The organism is Kitasatospora sp. NPDC085464 (genome assembly GCF_044541955.1).
GTDB lineage: Bacteria > Actinomycetota > Actinomycetes > Streptomycetales > Streptomycetaceae > Kitasatospora.
Genome location: NZ_JBITTM010000052.1, coordinates 26,999 through 45,843, shown reverse-complemented (window position 1 = coordinate 45,843; position 18,845 = coordinate 26,999). Strand labels below are relative to the sequence as shown.

Sequence of the window (18,845 nt, the reverse complement as noted above, 5' to 3'; positions counted from 1 at the left end):
CTCATGACATCTGAAAGACACTCATGAACACTTATTCGAGAGCAGTTAGCGACCCCGGCCGCCAGAAGACGACCGGCCGACCGTCGGCCGCACTGCGGCGCTGCGCCTCGGCGGCGCTGACCGACCGCGGGAAGACCAGCGGGGTGTTCACGGCGGCGAGCAGCAGGAACACCAGCAGCAGGGCCGCGGCCGTACCGGTGTCCCCCTCGGCGGCCGGCCGCGCCGCAACGACCGTGCCGGACAGGACGATCAGGGCCGGCAGGATCCAAAGGCGTGTCATGGGTCCGCAGACTACCGATGACCCGCCCCGGGCAGGCTTGCGGCGGCTGAGGCTGCGGCGGCTGCCCGGCCACGGTGACGGGCTCCCCGCCCGCGACGGTGACGGGCTCCCCGCCCTCCCCAGCTGCGAGGCGGGCGAGGACGAGGTGCCATGGAAGGGGGAAGCAGCGAAGGAGAAGCGCCATGACGAGGAGCGCCGTGACGAGGAGCGAGCACACCCGCCGCCCGGGGAAGCCGCAGCCCACGCCCCGCAGGGCCAGGCGGTTACCGCGCGGCGGGCGGCTCACGGCGCTGGCCGCCGCCCTGGCCGGCGCGGCCACGCTGCTGTGCGCCGCACCCTCGGGCGCCGCCACCACCGCGGTCCCGCACTACTCCCAGCAGCTGGCCAACGACTGCGAGGCGGCATCGCTGCGCATGGTGCTGGCCGCCCGTGGCGTCCAGGTCGGGGACCAGGCCATCCTCGCCCGGATCGGCGTCGACCGGGTCCACTACCAGTTCGGCGTCTCCGGTCCGCTCTCCGGCGATCCCTACCGTGCCTTCGTGGGCGACCCCAACGGCTCGGAGACGGCCGGCACCGGCTACGGCGTGTACTACCCGCCGGTCGCCCGGGCCGCGGGCTCCTACGGCCTGGCGGTCATGCAGGCGGGGCAGGGCATCAGCCCCTCCGAGCTGCGCGCGCAGGTGGCGGCGGGCCATCCGGCGATCGTCTGGGTCGACTACGGCTGGCGTGACGTCCCGGCCGGCTCGTACACCGCCTACGACGGCCGCCAGGTGCTCTACGCCGGGCCGTCCGAGCACACCGTGGTCGTCTCCGCGGTCCGTGACGGACAGTTCCTGGTCGAGGACCCGGCCCGCGGGGAGTCCTGGATCAGCGAGGGCGCCTTCGACGCCGGCTACGCCACGTACCAGGACATGGCGGTCATCGTCCGGTGACACCGCGCCGCCGCTCCACCCCGCTCCACCCCGCTCCACCCCGGGCGACCCCGGGCGACGGGACGCGAAGCCCGTGCGCCCGGAGCACCGGCCACCGCAGCGCACGACCCCCGGTCCCGGCCAGGCCCCGGCCCCGGGACCGGGGGTCGTGTCAGCGCTTGACGATCCGGTCGAGGACGGCGGCGACGGCGGACTTGACCGCGTCGCGGTGGGCAAGCGGCTGCGCGGGCTGGTCGGGCGCGGGGCGCACGCCCCGGTCGGCGAGGACGTAGAGCAGGCGCAGGGTGCGCAGGCAGTTGCTGAGGTGGGCGGGCACCGGGGTGCTGAGGCGGTCGGCGCCGAAGCGGTCGGCGATCGGCTCCAGCCAGTCGACGGCCTCGCGCTCGGTCAGGTCGGTGCGGGTGAGGACGCGGGCGACGGCCCGGGCCAGGCGGTCGTCCTCCAGCTGGTCGAAGACGTGGTCGGTGGGCGCCGTCAGCCGCGCGGCGGCCAGCTCCAGCATCCGTACCGGCGCCACCTCGCGGTGTCGGCCGAAGGTGGCCAGCAGGTCCGCGCCGTGGGCCACCGCGTGCAGCCAGCCGAGCACGTCGTCGTGGCCGCGCAGGTCGTGCTCCGCCGGGTACCAGCGCTCGAACGCGTCCACCCAGCCGGCCTTGAAGTCCCCGGCGGACACCAGCATGTCGAGGACCAGGGGCGCGAAGGTGCGGGCCTCGATCCGCGGGTCGGTGAAGCGGGCGGCCATCTCGTCCCCCAGCTCCAGCCGCCGGGAGGCCCCGATCACCCCGCGCGATATCCACGTCGCGAGCACGGCGTAGGGCGCGCCGTCGCGCACCAGCGGATCGGGATCCGCCAGCGCGCGGGACAGCTCGTCGACGACGTCGTCCACGGGCGGTCCGGCGGGCACGGCACAGTCGGCGGCCTCGATGCTCTTCCAGTCGATCATGACGCGCAGGATAGGGCGCCGGCGATGCCGTACGCCTGCGAATAACGCCCGGGAGTCCGGCCCTTCCCGGCCCGGGGGACGGTGGCGTGTCGTCAGGCCGCGGGCCGGGCGCCTGCGGCCGCAGTAGTTGACCTCTGGGTCAACTACTCACTACGGTGACGGCATGGGCAGACCGAAGGGCTTCGAACCGGACGTGGCCGTCGCGCAGGCGATGGAGACGTTCTGGACCAAGGGCTACTCGGCCACCTCACCGGCCGACCTCGCCGAGGCGACCGGAGTGGCCAAGGGCAGCCTGTACCACGCCTTCGGTTCCAAACGGGAGCTGTTCGCCAGGGCGTTGGACCTCTACGGCCGGCTCGGCTCGGGACTGACCGAGGAGTTCCTCTCCCGGCCGGGCACCGCCAGGGAGCGCATCCACGCGTACTTCGTGCTGCTCGTGGACACGGACCTGGACGGGCCGGTACGGCGCGGATGCCTGGCCCAGAACACGGTCGAGGAGCTCGGCGGGCAGGACGAGGAGGCCGCCCGCGCGGTGCACCGCATCGAGGAGCGCATGATCGCCCTGTTCACCGCCCGCATCGAGCAGGGGCAGCGGGACGGCGACGTCGACCGGAGCGTCGACGCCGGGGCACAGGCCCTGCTGCTGCAGACCACCCTCGCCGGGCTGCGGGTCATGACCCGGACCTTCGAGCGGCCGGTGCTGCACCGGATCATCGACACGGCCCTGGCCGGCCTCTGAGGCGCTGCGCCGCCGCGGGCGGTGCCTTTTCGTGCCCTGATTTTAGACCTCAAGTTCAAGAATTAGTCCCACGAGGGGTGGATCATGGATCTCGGTATCAGCGGGAAGACCGCTCTGGTCACCGGCGCGAGTCGCGGCATCGGACTCGCGATCGCCCGGAACCTGGCCGCGGAGGGCGTCCGGGTGGTGGGTGCCGCCCGGACCGTCACGCCCGAGCTGGAGGAGGTCGCCGTCGCGGCCCTGTCCGTCGACCTGAGCACCCGCGACGGGGCGCGGTCGGTCGTCGACCGGGCGCTGGCCGCGGTCGGCGGGATCGACCTCCTCGTCAACAACGTCGGCGGCGACACGGGGAACCTGTCCCTCGACGGGTTCCTGGACGTCGATGACGAGCAGTGGCAGACGATCTTCGACCTCAACCTGTTCAGCGCGGTGTGGACCACCAAGGCGGCCCTGCCGAGCATCCTGGAACGCCAGGGCGCGATCGTGAACATCTCCTCGATCAACGCCCGCATGCCGACCGGCGCGCCGGTCGGCTACGCGGAGGCCAAGGCCGCGCTGAACCAGTTCGGGAAGCGGCTCAGCGAGGAACTGGCGCCGCGCGGAGTCCGCGTCAACACCGTCTCCCCGGGTCCCACGGCCACTCCGGTGTGGACCGACCCGGACGGCTTCGGCAGCAAGGTGGCCGCCGCGTCCGGCGTGGACCACGACGCCCTGCTCGCAGCCCTGCCCGGGCAGTTCAACATCGCCTCGGGGCGTCTCACCGCACCCGAGGAGGTCGCGGACCTGGTCGCCTTCCTGCTGTCCGAGCGCGCCGCCAACATCCACGGCGCCGACCACGTCATCGACGGCGGCACCATCAAGACCGCCTGACAGCCCCGCACCGGCCCACCGGCACCTCCCGAGAGGTCCCCCCCCGCGTAGGAAGTCGGCCCCGCCGACTTCCTACGCGGGGGTGGTGAGGCGGTGGCCGTCGTGGGAGCGGATGCGGGGAGGACCGGGGTTCAGGGCATCGAGGATGCGCACGGCGTAGACCTCGCCCATGTGATCGGCGACTTCGTCAGGGGTGAGCCAGGTGATGGCGGTGGATTCGGGAGAGAGCTGTTCGGTGCCGTCTTCGGGGTGGCAGCGGAAGACGAGGGCGACGATGCCGCGGGTCATGTTCTTGTAGACGCCGGTGAGTTGGTCGACGCCGACTTTGAGGCCGGTCTCCTCGTGGATCTCGCGGCGCAGGCCGTCTTCGATGGTCTCGGTGAGTTCGAGGACCCCGCCCGGTGGCTCCCAGGTGCCGTTGTCGGCCCGGCGGATCGCCAGTACACGCCCGTCCTCCCGCACGACCGCTCCTGCGACCGACACGGAGTGAAGGGGCGACGGGGTGGCGTGGCTGCTCATGGGTGCGAGCGTAGGGACTCCGAGAGGCAAAGAAGCAGAAGGCCCGCCCGGGCCGCGCCTCGCAGCGGCCGGGCGCCGAAACCCGGTCAGCTGCGAGCATCCGTGCGGATGTCGCTTCCCGGGACCAGAGCTCCTCGACGTGGTCGGCGAAACGGTCGAACATGCCGTGCTCCCCGCTGCGCCGCAGATGCATCAGCGGCGAGTCGTGGCCGACGGTGCGGGCGAGGTGGGGTGTGACGAGAGCGTGTTCGTCGAAGCGGAAGACGGAGAGGCCGACGTGGTTCGGGCCGTCCTCAGGGGCGCTGAACCGGGCCTCGCCCCCCGGGACGCCGGCGAGCTTGGCCAGGTTCTCCAACGTGACCCGGATCCGGGTGGACACCGTGAGGGTCACGTCCTCGATCTGCTCACGCCGGCGCGTGGTGTCGGAGTCGGGATCCCCGAGCAGGAAGCGCACCCGGCAGCCACCCTCGGCCTTGTGTCGCAGGGTCTGCAGCAGGGCGGGCTGCTCCAACCAGACGAAGTAGTTGGTGTACCCGGCGAGGAAGATCTCGGACCGTGCCTCGGCGATCAGCTGCGCCCACACCGATCGGGGGCAGGCCGATCGGTACGGGTAGACGGCGAACACCTCCCGGTCGTGCCCGGTCTTCACGTTGGACTGGAGGATGTCGGACCGGATCACTGGGCGTCGACCGCCTGGGGTCTTGGCGCCGTCGCCCCGGGCCGGGGCGACGGCGCATGAAGCGGGGTCAGCGGGTGTCGAATTCGCCGGTGCGGACGGCGGTGACGAAGGACTGCCAGGCGGTGGAGGGGAAGAGGAGGGCCGGGCCTTCGGGGTCCTTGGAGTCACGGACGGGCATGAGGCCAGGGATGCCGTCGGCCACCTCGACGCACTGGCCGCCTTGACCACTGTGGGTGCTCTTGCGCCAGTGAGCGCCGGATAGGTCAAGGTGCACGGTCAAATTCCTTCCGTACTGCGCGGATCAGCTCTAGCGACGCGGCCAAAGGCAGCGCCTCGGCTTGTAGCCGATCGTACTCCCTGGCCCAGCCGGCAAGGGTCTCCGCGTTGCGCTCCAGAAGGCCTCGATGGTGGGTTTCCGAGTAGCCGAGGAGCGAACGATTCGGCATCGTGAGGATCGTCACCGGGTGCGCGAACGGCCGATGTTCCCCGAGGCCGATCGGAGTCACCTGGATGGTCAGGTTCGGCTGGCCGGCCAGGCGCTCCAGGTGGGCCAACTGCCCGGCCATCACGGCGTTCCCGCCGATGGGGCGCCTCAGGCACCACTCGTCGAGCACGGCATGGATGAAGGGCGGCGCCGGCCGGTTGACCTTCTCCTGGCGGGTGAGGAGAAAGCGCAGGCGTTCGTCGGCCTGCTGCTGGGTGACAGTGCCGCGTGTGACAGGCGCCTGTTCGTAAGCGGCAGCGTACTCAGGGGTCTGAAGGAGTCCTGCCACGACTCCGATCTCGAAGAGTCGGAGCGCAGTGGCCTCGGCTTCCCGCTCGGCGTACTCGGGGAATCCCTCTATCGGGATGCTGTGTTCGAGTTGGTCGAGCATCAGAGCGAGCGTGCCGCCCGTGCTGAGCGCCTTGTCGGCGATCTCCACGAATCGACGGCTCGGCCGTCGAACTCCGCGTTCGACGCTGGAGATGTAGGAGCCGGAGTAGGAGATGACCTCTCCGAACTCGTCCTGCGTCATCCCGGTCGCGTCGCGGAAGCGGCGGAGCTGTACGCCGAGGGGAGCGTAAGGGGATGACGTGGGATCAAGATCCTTGCGGTTCATGGTGCTTCCCAACTGAACCCTGCTGAACTGGCGACTTCAGATGCTTCCCTACGCGGGGGCCTCTGGGCAACCCTTTCCCTACAGAAAGTGAGTGCTCGACCGCAGAAGGTCATTCAATGGATAATCGCAAGACTTCTAAGCTCCACGGGTACGGGGTGCGGTTCGATCCGGGGGCGCAGTGCTACCGGGTCCGCAACGAGATCACGGGGGAGTGGCTGCACCGGGACTCCGGTGAGTTGGCCTCCTTCACGTTCTTCGGGGATGCCTACACCGCGTGGCGCCAGTTCGAGGTGCACCCGAGGCCGGGGGAGGCGCCGCGATGACCTCCGCGCTCTCTCGCGTGACGGCCGAGCAGCGGCGGCAGGCGGCCTGCGTCGTGGAAGACCTCGTCTCCGTGCTCGCGCTCGGTGGGGTCACGTTGCCCTCGATCGCCGTGGACTGGGAGTACGGGCGGATCACCGGGAACTACCTGGTCGACCTCGGGTCGGCCCGGCCGCTGGACCTGCTGCGGCTGCTCGACCTGCTGCGCAAGGGGCTGCGCTACGAGCGCCTGACGTATGACGACTGATCACCTGGCCCGCCTCCTGTGGTGGGCCTGCTTCGCCTTCCTCCTGTCCCGCACGCTTCGAAAGTGAACCGCCCGATGCGCGACCCCCGCCTTCTCGCCAAGCCGCCGGTGTGCCGGCTCGGCTGTCTCGTCCTCGTGCGCAACCGGCGCGGCGATGTCCTGCTCGTCGACCCGGACTACCTGGACGGCATGATCCTGCCCGGCGGCTCCGCCAAGCCCAACGAGCCCCCGCACCTGGCCGCGGCCCGCCACCTGCACGCCGAGACCGGCCTGCACCTGCGCCTGAGCGACGTGATCGCCGTCGACTTCACCCCCGCCGACCGCCACCTGGAACGCCTCAACCTCGTCTTCGACGGCGGCACCGTCCCCGACGACACCCCCCTCACCGTCCCCGCGCAGCAGCGCAGCGGACTGCTCGGCGCCCGCTTCGTCCCCGTGCGCGAGCTGCCCGCGCGTATGGCTCCCGCTCAGGCCGCCCGCGTCACCGAAGCCCTCGCCGGCCGCGCCCTGCCGGTCCTCCTCCACGGACAGCGACCCACCTGACTCAGGGCGCCGGCACCAGCCGCCCCCGTGCCCGGGCCGGCGGTCCGCCGCACTGGCCAACCGGGTTGCGCTCACTGCGGCTTGGGGGCGGTCGCGGCCGCAACCGGCCGGGTGCGGGCTCGTTGTCCCGGGCGGGTCAAACGGCCCGGCCGGCGGCAGCAGGCTGTCCGGCCCCCGAGCGAGAGGACCTTTCATGACCGACACCGACACCCAGGCCGGCGCCGCCGTGCGCAGCGGCAGCCCGGACTCCGCCGTGGACCGGGTCGCCGACTTCTACGGTGCCTACATCGACGCCGTCTCCGACGGTACCGATGACCTGGGCGACCAGCTGCGCGCCCACTACCTCACCGAGGACCTGCGCCGGCGGCTGGCGGCCTGGGAGGAAGCCAACCACGCCGACGGGGTGCTGCGCGCGCAGGACGTGCCGACCCGCTGGGAGGTGCGCTACCACGACTCCGGCGCCGGGCACCTGTTCACCACCGTCACCCTGACCTGGGGCACCGGTCCGGACGCCGGGCACACCCGGCTGGCGGTGCAGAGCGACCTGAGCACCAAGCTGATCTCGGACATCGAGGAAGGCTGAGGCCCCACGCGTGAGCGCCCCCGCCCCGCGCGGAGTCGCCGTCCGGGGGATGTCCCTTCCGGCCGGTCCCGTGCACAGGAAGTCGGCGGGGCCGACTTCCTGTGCGAGGTGCCCGGGGCGGGGCCGGGGTCAGGTGCCGAGGGTGTGGCCGGTGGTGGCGTCCACGTGGGCGGGGATCTCGTCGTGGCGGTCGCCGACGGTCGGGGTGCCGGTCGGCTCGAACATGAGGATCGCGGCGCCGTCCGGGGCGGACGGCCTGTGCTCCGTGCCGCGCGGGACGGTGAAGACCGACCCGCGCGGCAGGACGACGGTGCGCTCGCCGTCGGGTTCGCGCAGGGAGATGTGCAGTTCGCCGTCGAGGACGAGGAAGAACTCGTCGGTGTCGTCGTGGGCGTGCCAGACGTGGTCGCCGTGGACCTTGGCGATGCGGACGTCGTAGTCGTTGACGCGGGTGACGATGCGGGGGCTCCACAGCGCGTCGAAGGAGGCCAGGGCCTCGTCCAGGGGGATGGGCAGGCTGTTCATGGGGCCCATCCTGCGGGTGCCGGCCGACCGGCGGGAGTGCTAGGAATCGCACATGTCGAAAGAATCCTCGCACCGGGGCGGCACGGCGGGCGTGCACCGGGTGGTCGTGATCGTGGACGAGAACTCCAACCCCTTCGAGCTCGGGTGCGCGACCGAGGTGTTCGGTCTGCGCAGGCCGGAGATCGGCCGCGACCTCTACGACTTCCGGCTGTGCTCGCCCGGGCCCCGCACCCTGATGCGGGACGGGTTCTTCACGCTCACGGGCGTCGCCGACCTGGAGGCGGCCGATGACGCGGACACCCTGATCGTGCCCAACCGCCCCGACCCCGAGGTGCCCCGCCGCCGCGCGGTGCTGGACGCCGTCCGCCGGGCGCACGCGCGCGGCGCGCGGCTGATGGGCTTCTGCAGCGGGGCGTTCACCCTGGCCGAGGCCGGGGTCCTCGACGGGCGGCGGGCCACCGCGCACTGGCAGTGGGCGGATTCCTTCCGGGCCCGCTTCCCCTCCGTCCGCCTCGAAACGGACGTGCTGTTCGTGGACGACGGCGACATCCTCACCGCCGCGGGCAGCGCGGCCGCGCTCGACCTCGGGCTGCACGTGGTGCGGCGCGACCACGGCGCGGAGGTCGCCAACGCGGTGAGCCGGCGGCTGGTCTTCGCGGCCCACCGGGACGGCGGGCAGCGGCAGTTCGTGGAGCGGCCGATGCCCGACCTGCCGGACCAGTCGCTGGCGCCCGTGCTGGCCTGGGCGCAGGAGAGGCTGGACGCGCCGCTCACGGTGGCCGACCTCGCCGGGCGGGCGGCGGTCAGCCCGGCGACGCTGCACCGCCGCTTCCGGGCGCAGCTGGGAACGACCCCGCTGGCGTGGCTGACGGGGGAGCGGCTCGCCCTGGCCTGCCGGCTGATCGAGCGGGGCGAGCGGCGTTTCGAGGTCGTCGCACGGCGCAGCGGGCTGGGCACCGCGGCCAACCTGCGGGCGCTGATGCGCCGCGAGACGGGCATCACGCCGTCGGCGTACCAGCGCCGGTTCGGGGCCGGGCCGGTGGCCGGGAACGGGGCCGGGGCGGCCGGGTAGGTCAGGCGAGGGCGGCGGCGAGGCGTTCGGGCAGGGTGGCGTACGGGCGGCAGTCGAGCACCGGCAGGGCGTGGGCGGCGGCTTGGGCGGCGAGCCAGGCGGAGTAGCGGGCGCTGACGGCGGCGCGTTCGGGCTGGGGGCCGCAGTCGGGCTCGCGGTCGGCGTAGTTGGCGGCGATGCGGGCCGGGTCGTCCTCGTGGAGGAAGACCGCCCGTACCCGCCGCCCCTGCCCGGCGGCCTCGGCGGCGGCGCGGGCGGCGGCGGCCGGGGTCAGGTAGTCGCCCTCGACGACGGCGGGCACGTCGACGGTGAGGCGGTTGCGCACGACGCCGAGCAGGGCCGCCTCCAGGGCGCGGGCGGTGGCGATCTGCAGTTCCAGGACGCGCTCGGCGCTCCCGGCCGGGGCCGGGCCGGTGAAGTGGTGCAGCCCGGGGTGGGTGGCCGCCGTGGTGGCGGCCTGCAGGGCGGCGACGACGTCGTCGAACTCCACCGTGAACGCCCCGTGCCGGGCGGCCAGGCGGGCGGCGGCGCGGCTCTTGCCGACCCCGGAGGCCCCGCCGATCAGCAGGACGTCCCACGGGCTGTCGTCGGTGTGCATACGGCCACGGTAGGCGCCGGGGGCATGCACAAATCCGGCGGGGTGCGGGCGGCAGACCCCCGGGGTGGGTCAGTCCTGGTCGCGGGTGGCGGCGCGGCGGACGGACCAGGGCAGTACGAACCACAGGCCGGTGAAGGTCAGCGCGATGACGCAGGCGATCGGGACGGCCACCGCCGCGCCGAGGACGACGTCGAGGACCAGCAGGACGGCGCCGGTCAGGGCGCTGGCGAGCAGCACCAGGCCGATCTGCGCGATGCGGGTGGAGACGGTGACGATCCGTGTCTTGGCGGGGTGGTGGTACAGGCCGCGGTGCAGGGCGACGGGGGTGGCGAGGACGGCCGCGGCGACGACGCTCAGCAGCAGGGTGGCGATGTAGATGTCCTGCTGGGCGTCGGTGAGTTCGGTGAAGCGCGGGGTGAAGGCGACGCCGAGGAGGAAGGCGAAGACGATCTGCACGCCGGTCTGCAGCACCCGCAGCTCCTGCAGCATCTCCACCAGGCGCCGGTCGGCCCGTACGGCGGGGTTCTCCCAGCCGGGCGGCATCGCGGGGGAGGGCTGCGGGGCGTCCGGGGGCGGCGGTGTGCTGGTCATGGGTCACATTGTCGCCGGGCGGCGGCGCGCCGCGGCGGAGCCGCCGCACCGGCGCGCTTGCCCGGGCGCCGGGTGGCGTGATCTGCTGGCGCCGGCATCGCGTGCCGGTGACGGACTGCGTCAGGCATGGAGGTGCACGACCGAAAGGGACCGCCACCCGTGGCCTCCCCCTCCGACGGCCGTACGGCCGCCCTCAGCCTTCAACTCTCCCGCGCGCACCAGGACTTGCGCCGCCGTCTCGCCGCCGTCCGCGTCGGCCTCGGGCACCGCCGCCCGGACGACGGCGACGACACCCTCCTCACCCACTGCCTGGCCTTCTGCACCGCCCTGACCAACCACCACCAGGGCGAGGACGACGGCCTCTTCGCCCAACTCCTGCGCGAAAGGCCGGACTTGGGGCCGACCGTGGCCAAACTCGTCGAGGACCACGGATTCATCTCCGCCATCCTCACCCGGGTGAGCGACCTCGCCGCACAGGCCGCCGCCCTGCCCGACCCCGCGAGTGCCACCGACCCCGCCGCCGACCCCGCGAGTGCCGCCGCCCCCGCCGCCGACCCCGCGAGTGCCGCCGCCCCCGCCGCCGACCCCGCGAGTGCCGCCGCCCCCGCCGACCTGGAGGCCATCGGGCGCGAACTCGACGGACTGGCCGCCATCATGGACTCCCACTTCGGCTACGAGGAACGGGCCATCGGCGCCGCCCTCGACGCCGGGGTGCGCGACGACGGCTGGTCCGAGCCGGTCCTGCGCTTCGGGACCCCGGCCCCGTAGAACCCGCCGTAAAACCCGTCGCCGAGGGCGAGCGGCCTTCCCTACACTCGCCACGCGGCCGCGCCCCGACGCGCGGCCCACCGAGCCGACGAACGAGACGAGAGAGGGGGCGAGCGGCCGTGCCGAAGCAGTGCGCCGCCGCCCCCTCTCCCGCGTCGCGGTACGAGGTGATCCTGGTGTCCCCGTCCTTCCGGTGCCCGCTGCGCGGCCGGCACCGGAACGGTGCCGCCACCGTCTGAACCCGGCACAGCCCGGCATGCCCCGGCATGCCCCGGCCGGCCCCCGCCCGGCGGCCCCCTGCGGCCCCTGCGGGACCACCCGTCTCCGACGGCCCGCCGGCACCGGCAATCGCGCGCCCACCCCGTACCGAAACGCCTCGAAAGGCAACCGGGTCATGCGCACCCACACCACCACCAGCAGCACCACCGCCACCGGCGTCACCACCGGCACCGGCGTCACCACCATCGCCGCCGTCCGCAACCTCGGCATCCTCGCCCACGTCGACGCCGGCAAGACCACCGTCACCGAGCGGATCCTCTACCTCACCGGCACCACCCACAAGCGCGGCGAGGTCCACGACGGCACCACCGTCACCGACTTCGACCCCCAGGAACGCGACCGCGGCATCACCATCTTCGCCGCCGCCGTCAGCTGCGCCTGGGCCGGCCACCGGATCAACCTCATCGACACCCCCGGCCACGTCGACTTCGCCGACGAGGTCGAACGCTCGCTGCGCGTCCTGGACGGCGCGGTGGCGGTGTTCGACGCGGTCGCCGGCGTCGAACCGCAGAGCGAGTCCGTCTGGCGCCAGGCCGAACGCCACGGCGTGCCGAGGATCGCCTTCGTCAACAAGCTCGACCGCGCCGGCGCCGACCTGGACACCGCCGTCGCCTCCATCCGCGAACGCCTGCACCCGCGCCCGCTCGCCGTCCAACTGCCCATCGGCACCGAGGAGTCCTTCACCGGCGTCGTCGACCTGCTGCGCCTGCGCGCCCTCACCTGGCACGACGACGGCACCCCGGCCGCCGAGACCCCGGTGCCCGCCGGCCTGGCCGCCGAGGCCGCCGCACGCCGCCGCGCCCTGGAGGAGGCCGTCGCCGAACTGAACCCCGAGGCCCTGGAGGAGTTCTGTGCCCACGGCACCGTCACCGCCGCGACCCTGGCCACCGCCCTGCGCGAACTCACCCGCACCGGCGAGGCCGTGGTCGTGCTGTGCGGCTCCGCCTACCGCAACCGCGGCATCGAACCCCTGCTGGACGCCGCCGTCGCCTACCTGCCCTCCCCGCTCGACGTCCCGCCCGTACGGGCCGCCGACCACGGCGAGGACGGCACCCGACAGCAGCGCACCGCCGACCCCGAACAGCCCCTGACCGCCCTGGCGTTCAAGGTCGTCGCCGCCCCCACCGGCCGCCTGACCTACCTGCGCCTGTACGCCGGCACCCTGCACAAGGGGGCCACCGTGCTCGACACCACCACCGGCCGCACCGAACGCGTCGCCCGCATCCTGCGGGTGATGGCCGACCGCCACAGCGAGACCGACCACGCCCGCGCCGGCGACATCGTCGCCGTCATCGGCCCCAAGGCCGCCCGCGTCGGCGCCACCCTGTGCGACCCCGACCACCCCATCCGCCTGGAGGCACCCGTGAGCGCCGAACCGGTCGTCACCGTCGCCGTCGAGGCCCGCCGCGCCGCCGACACCGACAAGCTCGCCGCCGCCCTGGCCCGCCTCGCCGAGGAGGACCCCTCGCTGCGCCTGGCCACCGACCCGGAGACCGGCCAGCGCACCCTGTCGGGCCTGGGCGAGCTGCACCTGGAGGTCGCGGTGGAGAAGGTGCGCCGCGACAGCGGCATCGAGGCGGTCACCGGGGCGCCGACGGTCGCGCTGCGTGAGGCCCTGGTCGAGGGCGTCGGCGGCTTCGTGTACCGGCACGCCAAACAGGACGGCGGCGCCGGCCAGTTCGCGCACCTCGTGCTCGACGTCCGCCCGCTCGCGGACGACGCCGACGGGGAGTTCGCGTTCGCCTCCACCGTCACCGGCGGGCGGGTGCCGCGCGAGTACGTACAGGCCGTGGAGGCGGGCTGCCGCGACGCCCTCGCCGAGGGCCCGCTCGGCGGGCACCCGGTCACCGGCGTCGCCGTCACCCTCACCGACGGGGCCACCCACCCCAAGGACTCCTCCGAGCTCGCCTTCCGCACCGCCGCCCGCCTCGCCCTGCGCGCGGCGCTGCGGGCCTCGCGGATGCGCCTGCTGGAGCCGGTCGCGGAGGTGACGGTCACCGTGCCCGAGGACGCGCTGGGCACCGTCCTCGGTGACCTCGCCGCCCGCCGCGGCCTCGTCCGGGCCACCACGGCCGGACACGGCGGCACCGCCCGGGTGAGCGCACTGGTGCCGCTGGCCGAACTGTTCGGCTACGCGGGCCGCCTGCGCAGCCGCACCCAGGGCCGCGGCACCTTCACCAGCCGCCCGGCCGGCTACGCGCCCGCACCCGCGAGCGCCGGCTGAGCCCGCTGCCCGGCCCTCCCCGCCCCGGGGAGGGCCGGGCGCGGGTGCGGCGCAGGCGCGGGTGCGGCGGCGCGCGCGCGTGCGCGTCCGCTACAGCGCCCCGGCCTCGGCCGCCGCCCACGCCGACGGGTACAGCGGACGCCAGCCCAGTTCCCGGCGCGCCGCCGCCGTCGACACCTGCCCCTCCCACGGGTCGAACGGCGCCTGCGGCGAACCGCCCGGGTGCGTACGGCCGTTGAGCGCGTGCAGGTCCCAGGCCGTCAGCGGCGCGTCGTCGCCCACGTTGTAGGTGCGCCCCTCGATGCCCGGCACGGTCACCGCCCGCCACAGCGCCTGCGCCACGTCCGCGTGGTGCACCACTGCCAGGCGCTGGTGCGCGGGCCAGGACGCCGCCCACTGCATCGACTGCGCCAGGTGCGGATCGCCCTCCCCGTACACGAACGCCAACCGCGCCACCACCAGCGGCAGTTCGTCCCCGAGCGCGCGCAGCCCGGCCTCCGCCTGCGCCTTGGACGCCGCGTACACCCCCCACGCCGGGTCCGGCGCCAGGCGGTCGCCCTCCACCGCGGGCCGCCCCAGCCCACGCCCGTACACCAGGTTCGTACTGGTGTGGACGAACCGCGCCACCCCCGCCTTCGCGGCCTCGCGTCCCAGCGCCACCGCCGCGTCCCGGTTGACCGCCCACGCCGCCTCGTCCGGCACCCCGCGCAGCGCCGCCGCCACGTTCAGCACCACGTCGGCCCCCGCCAACGCCCGTGCCCGGTCCGCCTCTTCGCACAGGTCGCCGGTCACCACCTGCACGCCGAGGCCCGCCAGGGCGGCCGCCTTCCGCTCGTCGCGCACCAGCACCCGCACCGAGGAGCCCTGCGCCCCGGCCCACCGCACCAGCCGCGGCACCAGCCGGCTGCCCACCGAACCGGTCGCGCCCGTCACCAGGATCGTCGTCATCGCCCGTCCCCTCCAGGGAAGTCACTGCCGTTCTTCGACACCCACCACCCTGCCCGCGCACCGGGTGGCGCGGCAGAGACCTCCCGAACCAGGGACCGGCGGTCCCTGGCTGGGCCCGCCGGCCGGCCGCCGGCGGGGATCGCCGGTCGGCTCACGGGGCGGTGGCGTCCTCCGACAGCTCCCCTGACCGCGCCGAGGCGGCGCTTCCACCGGGCGGACCGGACCCGCTCCCCGGGGGGCGTTGATCACGACGGTGCGTTCGATCGGGTCGGGGATCACGGGCAGCCTCACCTCGTCCGGGGGCCGCAACCCGAGGGTTGCGGCCCCCGGGCCGTCAGCGGGCCGCTGCGGCCTCCTCGACGATCCGCAGCGCCTGCCCGCCGCTCAACTCGCTGCCGTCGGGGCCCCGCCCGAAGGCGGCCGCCAGGACGGCGGGCAGGTCCGGCGCGGCGACGGCGTCGCGCAGCCGCGCGAGGACGCCGGGGAAGTCGGCGTCCTCGACGGCGCCCGCGTGTTCCCGGCGCAGGCGGTGGACCACCTCCACCAGCTCGGGCCGCAGCCGCATCCAGGCGCGGGAGGTGCGGATCTCCTCCTCGACCTGCTCCACGAACCAGCGCAGCACCTCGAACGGGACGTCCGGGCAGCGCTCCTGGGGATCGAAGCTCACCGTCGGCTCGCGGGCCGGGTCCTCGTCGGGGACGACCGCGACCGCCAGAGTGCGCTGCTCGCGGAGGAACTCCAGTTCCAGGTGCCAGGCGTCCTCGGCCACGGAGTACATCGCGATGACCGCGTAGTCGCGGCCGGGGTGGGTGGCCATCGACTCAGCCCTCTCCGCCGCCCGGCGAAGCGCCGCCCGGTGGAGCGCCGCCCGGTGGAGCGCCGGCAGGTCTTGCGCCGCCCGCCCGCGTGAGGTCCGCGCCCTCGTGCAGGTGGGCCCCGGCCGGGCCCGGGTGCCGGTCGTCGGCGATGGTCAACTCGTCGACGAGGGCGAGCAGTCGGACGTCCCCGCCGGGGAACCGGAGGGTGAGGCCGGCCGTGAAGGCGACCCGGCCGTCGTCGTAGCCGATCTCCCGCACCGCGCGGACCGGCTGCCCGACGAACCCGGTCAGCGGGACGCCGGGCGGGTCACCGGTCACGCGGACGCTGCCGTACTGCGCCATCGCGTACGGCCCGTGCGGCCGCTCGGCCCGCAGTGACAGGCCGGTCGACGGCGTGTGGAACAGCACCGGGCCCAGGCCCTCCAGATGCAGCCACAGGTGCAGCAGCGACGGCTCGTCGTCGCCGTGGTGGTGCCACGCCGCGGTCACCTTCAGCAGCCGTCTGCCGATCAGGTCGGCGCCGGACAGCTCCTCGATGTCGATCACCCGCCGATGCTCGCACGGCCCCACCGGCGGGGCACCCGGGTTTCCCGGTGGGGGCGCGCGTGCGGCGGGGCCCCGGCCGGCGGGCCGGTCAGCGGGCGGACGGTTCCCGCAGGACCGGGCGGACGTCGCCGTAGGCGCCGGCCATCGGGGAGGAGCCGGTGGTGAGGAAGGCGTGGATCGCCGCCAGGTAGGCGGCGCGGTCCACGGTGCCGTCGCCGTCGGGGTCCAGGGCGTCGAACGCGGCGTCGGCCCCCTCGGCCGGGTTGCCGCTCGCCGTCCGCAGCCCGGTGAACTCCTCGCGGGTCAGGCGCCCGTCGCCGTCGCCGTCGGCGAGGTCGAACAGCGAGCCGAGGGCGGGCCGGCAGGTCTGCTCGAAGGTCTCGTGACCGGCCCAGTCGCGGTACTCCTCGAAGGTGACACCGCCGTCCCCGTCGCCGTCCATCCGCCCGAACACCTCCCGGTGGGCCGCCCTTGCCGCCGCGACCAGCGGGTCCTGCGGGCCGCGCCCGAAGGCCGAGGCGGCCCGGTCGACCCGGGCGAGGTACTCGCCGCGGGTGATCACACCGTCGCCGTCGGCGTCCAGCATCGCGAAGATGCGCCGCTTCGCCGCATCGGACATTCCGTCACCAACCGTTCCTCACAGGGATGTTTGCGTCCGTCACGCTATCGGCGGGACGGGCGCGGGCCCGGGAGGCGCGGCGCGCAGCCGGGGACCGGTGGTCCCTGGCTGCGGCCCGCCCCCGCGGGCCATGCTGGGGGCATGATCGACCGAACGGCGCTGGCCGACTTCCTCACCCGGGCCCGGGCCCGGCTCACCCCCGCCGACCTCGGGCTGCCGCCCGGCGCCCGGCGGCGCACGCCCGGACTGCGGCGCGAGGAGGTCGCGCAGGTGGCCGGGCTGTCGGTGGACTACTACGCGCGCCTGGAGCAGCGGCGCGGCCCGCAGCCCTCGCCGCAGCTGCTGGCGGCACTCGCGCGGGTGCTGCGGCTGAGCGAGGACGAGCGCGACCACCTGTTCCGCCTCGCCGGGCACGAGCCGCCGCGCCGGCACGGGCCGCTCGGGCACGTGCGCCCGGGGCTGCTGCTGATCCTGGACCGGCTGCACGACACCCCCGCCCAGGTCGTCACCGACCTCGGCGACGTCCTCGCCCAGAACCCGATGGCCGGCGCCGTCTTCGGTGACACCAGCACCCTGGCGCCCGAGCGGCGCAACCTGCTGCTGCGCTGGTTCACCGAACCCCGCAGCCGGGAGCTGTTCCCGCCCGAGGACCACGAGGACCTGGCCCGCGCCCACGTCGCCGCCCTGCGCGCGGCCCGCTCCGCCCGCCCCGGGGACCGGCGCGCCGCCGAACTGCTGCAGCAACTCCTCGCCACCGGGGAGGAGTTCACCACGCACTGGGAACGGCACGAGGTCGCCCGGCGGCGCACCGGCCGCAAGCGGGTGCGGCACCCGGTGGTGGGGGAGCTGGAGCTGGAGTGCGAGGTGCTGGCCGCCGGCGGCGAGGACCAGCTGCTGCTGGTGCACACCGCCGCACCCGGCAGCGAGTCCGCCTCCCGCCTGCAGCTGCTGCGCGTCGTCGGCGCACAGGCGCAGGCGCAGGCGCAGGTGTGAGCGCAGGCGCACGCGTCAGCGCGGGTGCAGGCCTGAAGGCCCCCGGCTCCCCTCGCCCCCGGGCCCCGGCGCGCCACGCCCGGGGCCGCTGCCCGTAGGCTGGGCGGGCCGCCGACGGCACAGACCGTCACCAGCAGGGCGGAACACGTACGGAACCGGGCAGGCAGGGCATGCAGTTCGACGACCAGGGCGACCTCGACACCTCGCAGGTGGACGACCGGCGCGGCATCCCGGGCGGGAAGATCGCCGTCGGCGGCGGGGCCGTGGGCCTGATCGCCGTGCTGATCGCGGTCGTCCTCGGCGTCGACCCGAAGCTGCTCGGCCTGTCCTCCGGCAGCGGCTCCGGCTCCGGCTCCTCCTCCTCGGGCGTGCGCACCGCCGGGGAGGCCCAGCAGGCCTGCAAGACCGGCGCGGACGCCAACAAGCGCCAGGACTGCCGGATCGTGGCGGTCACCAACAGCCTGCAGGAGTTCTGGCGCACCGAACTGCCGCGCCGCACCAACATCCCGTACAAGAACGCCGAGACGGTGCTGTTCACCGACCGGGTCTCCACCGCGTGCGGGCCGGCGACCTCGGCCGTCGGCCCGTTCTACTGCCCCGGCGACAAGAAGGCCTACGTCGACCTCGGCTTCTTCAACGAGCTCTCCGCCCGCTTCGGCGCCAAGGGCGGCCCCTTCGCCGAGTCCTACGTCGTCGCTCACGAGTACGGTCACCACATCCAGACCCTCACCGGCACGATGCAGAAGGTCGGGAACGACCGCCAGGGCGCGAACAGCGCCTCGGTGCGCCTGGAACTGCAGGCCGACTGCTACGCCGGGGTGTGGGCCCACCACGCCACCACCACCCCGCAGCCCTCCACCGGACGCCCGCTGATCGCCTCCCTCACCGACCAGGACATCGCCCAGGGCCTGGACGCGGCCGCGGCCGTCGGCGACGACCGCATCCAGCAGCAGGCCACCGGGCGGATCAACCCGGAGGCCTGGACGCACGGCTCCTCCGAGCAGCGCAAGGCCTGGTTCACCACCGGCTACCGCAGCGGCGACCTCGCGCAGTGCGACACCTTCTCGGCGGCGAAGCTGTAGCAGCCTGCAGCCCCGAGGCCTCCGCT

24 protein-coding genes are annotated in these 18,845 nt (G+C 74.3%); 12 read left to right on the top strand and 12 right to left on the bottom strand.

Features of this window, described 5'->3' with window-relative positions; all coding sequences use genetic code 11:
* Positions 1 to 31: 31 nt before the first annotated feature.
* On the bottom strand, positions 32 to 280 hold the full coding sequence (locus ACIGG8_RS34900) for a hypothetical protein (protein WP_396552642.1): 249 nt from the start codon (positions 278 to 280) through the stop codon (positions 32 to 34).
* A gap of 182 nt (positions 281 to 462) precedes the next feature.
* Between ACIGG8_RS34900 and ACIGG8_RS34895 the strand changes: the two genes are divergently transcribed.
* Positions 463 to 1,212, top strand: a complete 750-nt coding sequence (locus tag ACIGG8_RS34895; protein WP_396552641.1) for a C39 family peptidase — start codon at positions 463 to 465, stop codon at positions 1,210 to 1,212.
* Positions 1,213 to 1,363: 151 nt separating this feature from the next.
* Here ACIGG8_RS34895 and ACIGG8_RS34890 read toward each other — a convergent pair whose 3' ends face one another.
* Positions 1,364 to 2,155 carry a DUF2785 domain-containing protein gene (locus ACIGG8_RS34890; RefSeq protein ID WP_396552640.1) on the bottom strand — a complete coding sequence of 264 codons (792 nt, stop codon included), beginning with the start codon at positions 2,153 to 2,155 and terminating at the stop codon, positions 1,364 to 1,366.
* 163 nt (positions 2,156 to 2,318) lie between these two features.
* Between ACIGG8_RS34890 and ACIGG8_RS34885 the strand changes: the two genes are divergently transcribed.
* Together ACIGG8_RS34885 and ACIGG8_RS34880 are read left to right on the top strand one after the other, a co-directional pair.
* Positions 2,319 to 2,894, top strand: coding sequence for a TetR/AcrR family transcriptional regulator (locus ACIGG8_RS34885; protein WP_350519369.1), 576 nt, complete (start codon positions 2,319 to 2,321; stop codon positions 2,892 to 2,894).
* 84 nt (positions 2,895 to 2,978) lie between these two features.
* Positions 2,979 to 3,764 carry an oxidoreductase gene (locus ACIGG8_RS34880; RefSeq protein ID WP_396552639.1) on the top strand — a complete coding sequence of 262 codons (786 nt, stop codon included), beginning with the start codon at positions 2,979 to 2,981 and terminating at the stop codon, positions 3,762 to 3,764.
* Between the two features lie 72 nt (positions 3,765 to 3,836).
* Here ACIGG8_RS34880 and ACIGG8_RS34875 read toward each other — a convergent pair whose 3' ends face one another.
* From ACIGG8_RS34875 to ACIGG8_RS34865, 3 genes are all read right to left on the bottom strand, one after another.
* A complete protein-coding gene (locus ACIGG8_RS34875) occupies positions 3,837 to 4,283 on the bottom strand; it encodes an NUDIX hydrolase (RefSeq protein WP_396552638.1) in 447 nt (148 codons plus the stop codon).
* Positions 4,284 to 5,029: 746 nt separating this feature from the next.
* A complete protein-coding gene (locus tag ACIGG8_RS34870; protein ID WP_396552637.1) occupies positions 5,030 to 5,236 on the bottom strand; it encodes a DUF397 domain-containing protein in 207 nt (68 codons plus the stop codon).
* Positions 5,226 to 6,062 (bottom strand): DUF5753 domain-containing protein, encoded by an 837-nt coding sequence (locus ACIGG8_RS34865; protein WP_396552636.1) that lies wholly within the window; start codon positions 6,060 to 6,062, stop codon positions 5,226 to 5,228. The genes ACIGG8_RS34870 and ACIGG8_RS34865 overlap by 11 nt, the downstream gene beginning before the upstream one ends.
* Before the next feature lie 155 nt (positions 6,063 to 6,217).
* On the opposite strand from ACIGG8_RS34865, the gene ACIGG8_RS34860 reads away from it, so the two are divergent.
* From ACIGG8_RS34860 to ACIGG8_RS34845, 4 genes are all read left to right on the top strand, one after another.
* Positions 6,218 to 6,385: a hypothetical protein gene (locus ACIGG8_RS34860; protein ID WP_396552635.1), complete on the top strand. Its 168-nt coding sequence runs from the start codon at positions 6,218 to 6,220 to the stop codon at positions 6,383 to 6,385.
* Entirely contained in the window at positions 6,382 to 6,630 is a 249-nt protein-coding gene (locus ACIGG8_RS34855; RefSeq protein WP_396552634.1) for a hypothetical protein, read from the top strand. The genes ACIGG8_RS34860 and ACIGG8_RS34855 overlap by 4 nt, the downstream gene beginning before the upstream one ends.
* 75 nt (positions 6,631 to 6,705) lie before the next feature.
* Entirely contained in the window at positions 6,706 to 7,173 is a 468-nt protein-coding gene (locus ACIGG8_RS34850) for an NUDIX domain-containing protein (RefSeq protein WP_396552633.1), read from the top strand.
* 193 nt (positions 7,174 to 7,366) lie between these two features.
* On the top strand, positions 7,367 to 7,756 hold the full coding sequence (locus ACIGG8_RS34845) for a hypothetical protein (protein ID WP_350519376.1): 390 nt from the start codon (positions 7,367 to 7,369) through the stop codon (positions 7,754 to 7,756).
* A gap of 129 nt (positions 7,757 to 7,885) precedes the next feature.
* Here ACIGG8_RS34845 and ACIGG8_RS34840 read toward each other — a convergent pair whose 3' ends face one another.
* Positions 7,886 to 8,281, bottom strand: coding sequence for a cupin domain-containing protein (locus ACIGG8_RS34840; RefSeq protein WP_396552632.1), 396 nt, complete (start codon positions 8,279 to 8,281; stop codon positions 7,886 to 7,888).
* 52 nt (positions 8,282 to 8,333) lie between these two features.
* Between ACIGG8_RS34840 and ACIGG8_RS34835 the strand changes: the two genes are divergently transcribed.
* Positions 8,334 to 9,353, top strand: coding sequence for a GlxA family transcriptional regulator (locus tag ACIGG8_RS34835; protein ID WP_396552631.1), 1,020 nt, complete (start codon positions 8,334 to 8,336; stop codon positions 9,351 to 9,353).
* 1 nt (position 9,354) lies between these two features.
* Here ACIGG8_RS34835 and ACIGG8_RS34830 read toward each other — a convergent pair whose 3' ends face one another.
* Positions 9,355 to 9,951, bottom strand: a complete 597-nt coding sequence (locus ACIGG8_RS34830; RefSeq protein WP_396552630.1) for an AAA family ATPase — start codon at positions 9,949 to 9,951, stop codon at positions 9,355 to 9,357.
* Between the two features lie 69 nt (positions 9,952 to 10,020).
* On the bottom strand, positions 10,021 to 10,542 hold the full coding sequence (locus ACIGG8_RS34825; RefSeq protein ID WP_396552629.1) for a DUF6328 family protein: 522 nt from the start codon (positions 10,540 to 10,542) through the stop codon (positions 10,021 to 10,023).
* 159 nt (positions 10,543 to 10,701) lie between these two features.
* On the opposite strand from ACIGG8_RS34825, the gene ACIGG8_RS34820 reads away from it, so the two are divergent.
* Both ACIGG8_RS34820 and fusA read left to right on the top strand, forming a co-directional pair.
* Positions 10,702 to 11,310, top strand: a complete 609-nt coding sequence (locus tag ACIGG8_RS34820) for a hemerythrin domain-containing protein (RefSeq protein ID WP_396552628.1) — start codon at positions 10,702 to 10,704, stop codon at positions 11,308 to 11,310.
* A 394-nt stretch (positions 11,311 to 11,704) separates the two neighbouring features.
* Positions 11,705 to 13,813 carry an elongation factor G gene (fusA, locus tag ACIGG8_RS34815; protein ID WP_396552627.1) on the top strand — a complete coding sequence of 703 codons (2,109 nt, stop codon included), beginning with the start codon at positions 11,705 to 11,707 and terminating at the stop codon, positions 13,811 to 13,813.
* 90 nt (positions 13,814 to 13,903) lie between these two features.
* On the opposite strand, the gene ACIGG8_RS34810 is transcribed toward fusA, so the two are convergent.
* From ACIGG8_RS34810 to ACIGG8_RS34795, 4 genes are all read right to left on the bottom strand, one after another.
* Positions 13,904 to 14,761 (bottom strand): NAD-dependent epimerase/dehydratase family protein, encoded by an 858-nt coding sequence (locus tag ACIGG8_RS34810; protein ID WP_396552626.1) that lies wholly within the window; start codon positions 14,759 to 14,761, stop codon positions 13,904 to 13,906.
* Between the two features lie 334 nt (positions 14,762 to 15,095).
* Positions 15,096 to 15,578, bottom strand: coding sequence for a hypothetical protein (locus tag ACIGG8_RS34805; protein ID WP_396552625.1), 483 nt, complete (start codon positions 15,576 to 15,578; stop codon positions 15,096 to 15,098).
* A gap of 4 nt (positions 15,579 to 15,582) precedes the next feature.
* Entirely contained in the window at positions 15,583 to 16,125 is a 543-nt protein-coding gene (locus ACIGG8_RS34800; protein WP_396552624.1) for a hypothetical protein, read from the bottom strand.
* Positions 16,126 to 16,213: 88 nt separating this feature from the next.
* Positions 16,214 to 16,744, bottom strand: coding sequence for an EF-hand domain-containing protein (locus ACIGG8_RS34795; protein WP_396552623.1), 531 nt, complete (start codon positions 16,742 to 16,744; stop codon positions 16,214 to 16,216).
* 144 nt (positions 16,745 to 16,888) lie between these two features.
* Between ACIGG8_RS34795 and ACIGG8_RS34790 the strand changes: the two genes are divergently transcribed.
* Together ACIGG8_RS34790 and ACIGG8_RS34785 are read left to right on the top strand one after the other, a co-directional pair.
* On the top strand, positions 16,889 to 17,737 hold the full coding sequence (locus tag ACIGG8_RS34790) for a helix-turn-helix transcriptional regulator (protein WP_396552666.1): 849 nt from the start codon (positions 16,889 to 16,891) through the stop codon (positions 17,735 to 17,737).
* A 170-nt stretch (positions 17,738 to 17,907) separates the two neighbouring features.
* A complete protein-coding gene (locus ACIGG8_RS34785) occupies positions 17,908 to 18,819 on the top strand; it encodes a neutral zinc metallopeptidase (RefSeq protein ID WP_396552622.1) in 912 nt (303 codons plus the stop codon).
* Positions 18,820 to 18,845: the final 26 nt, after the last annotated feature.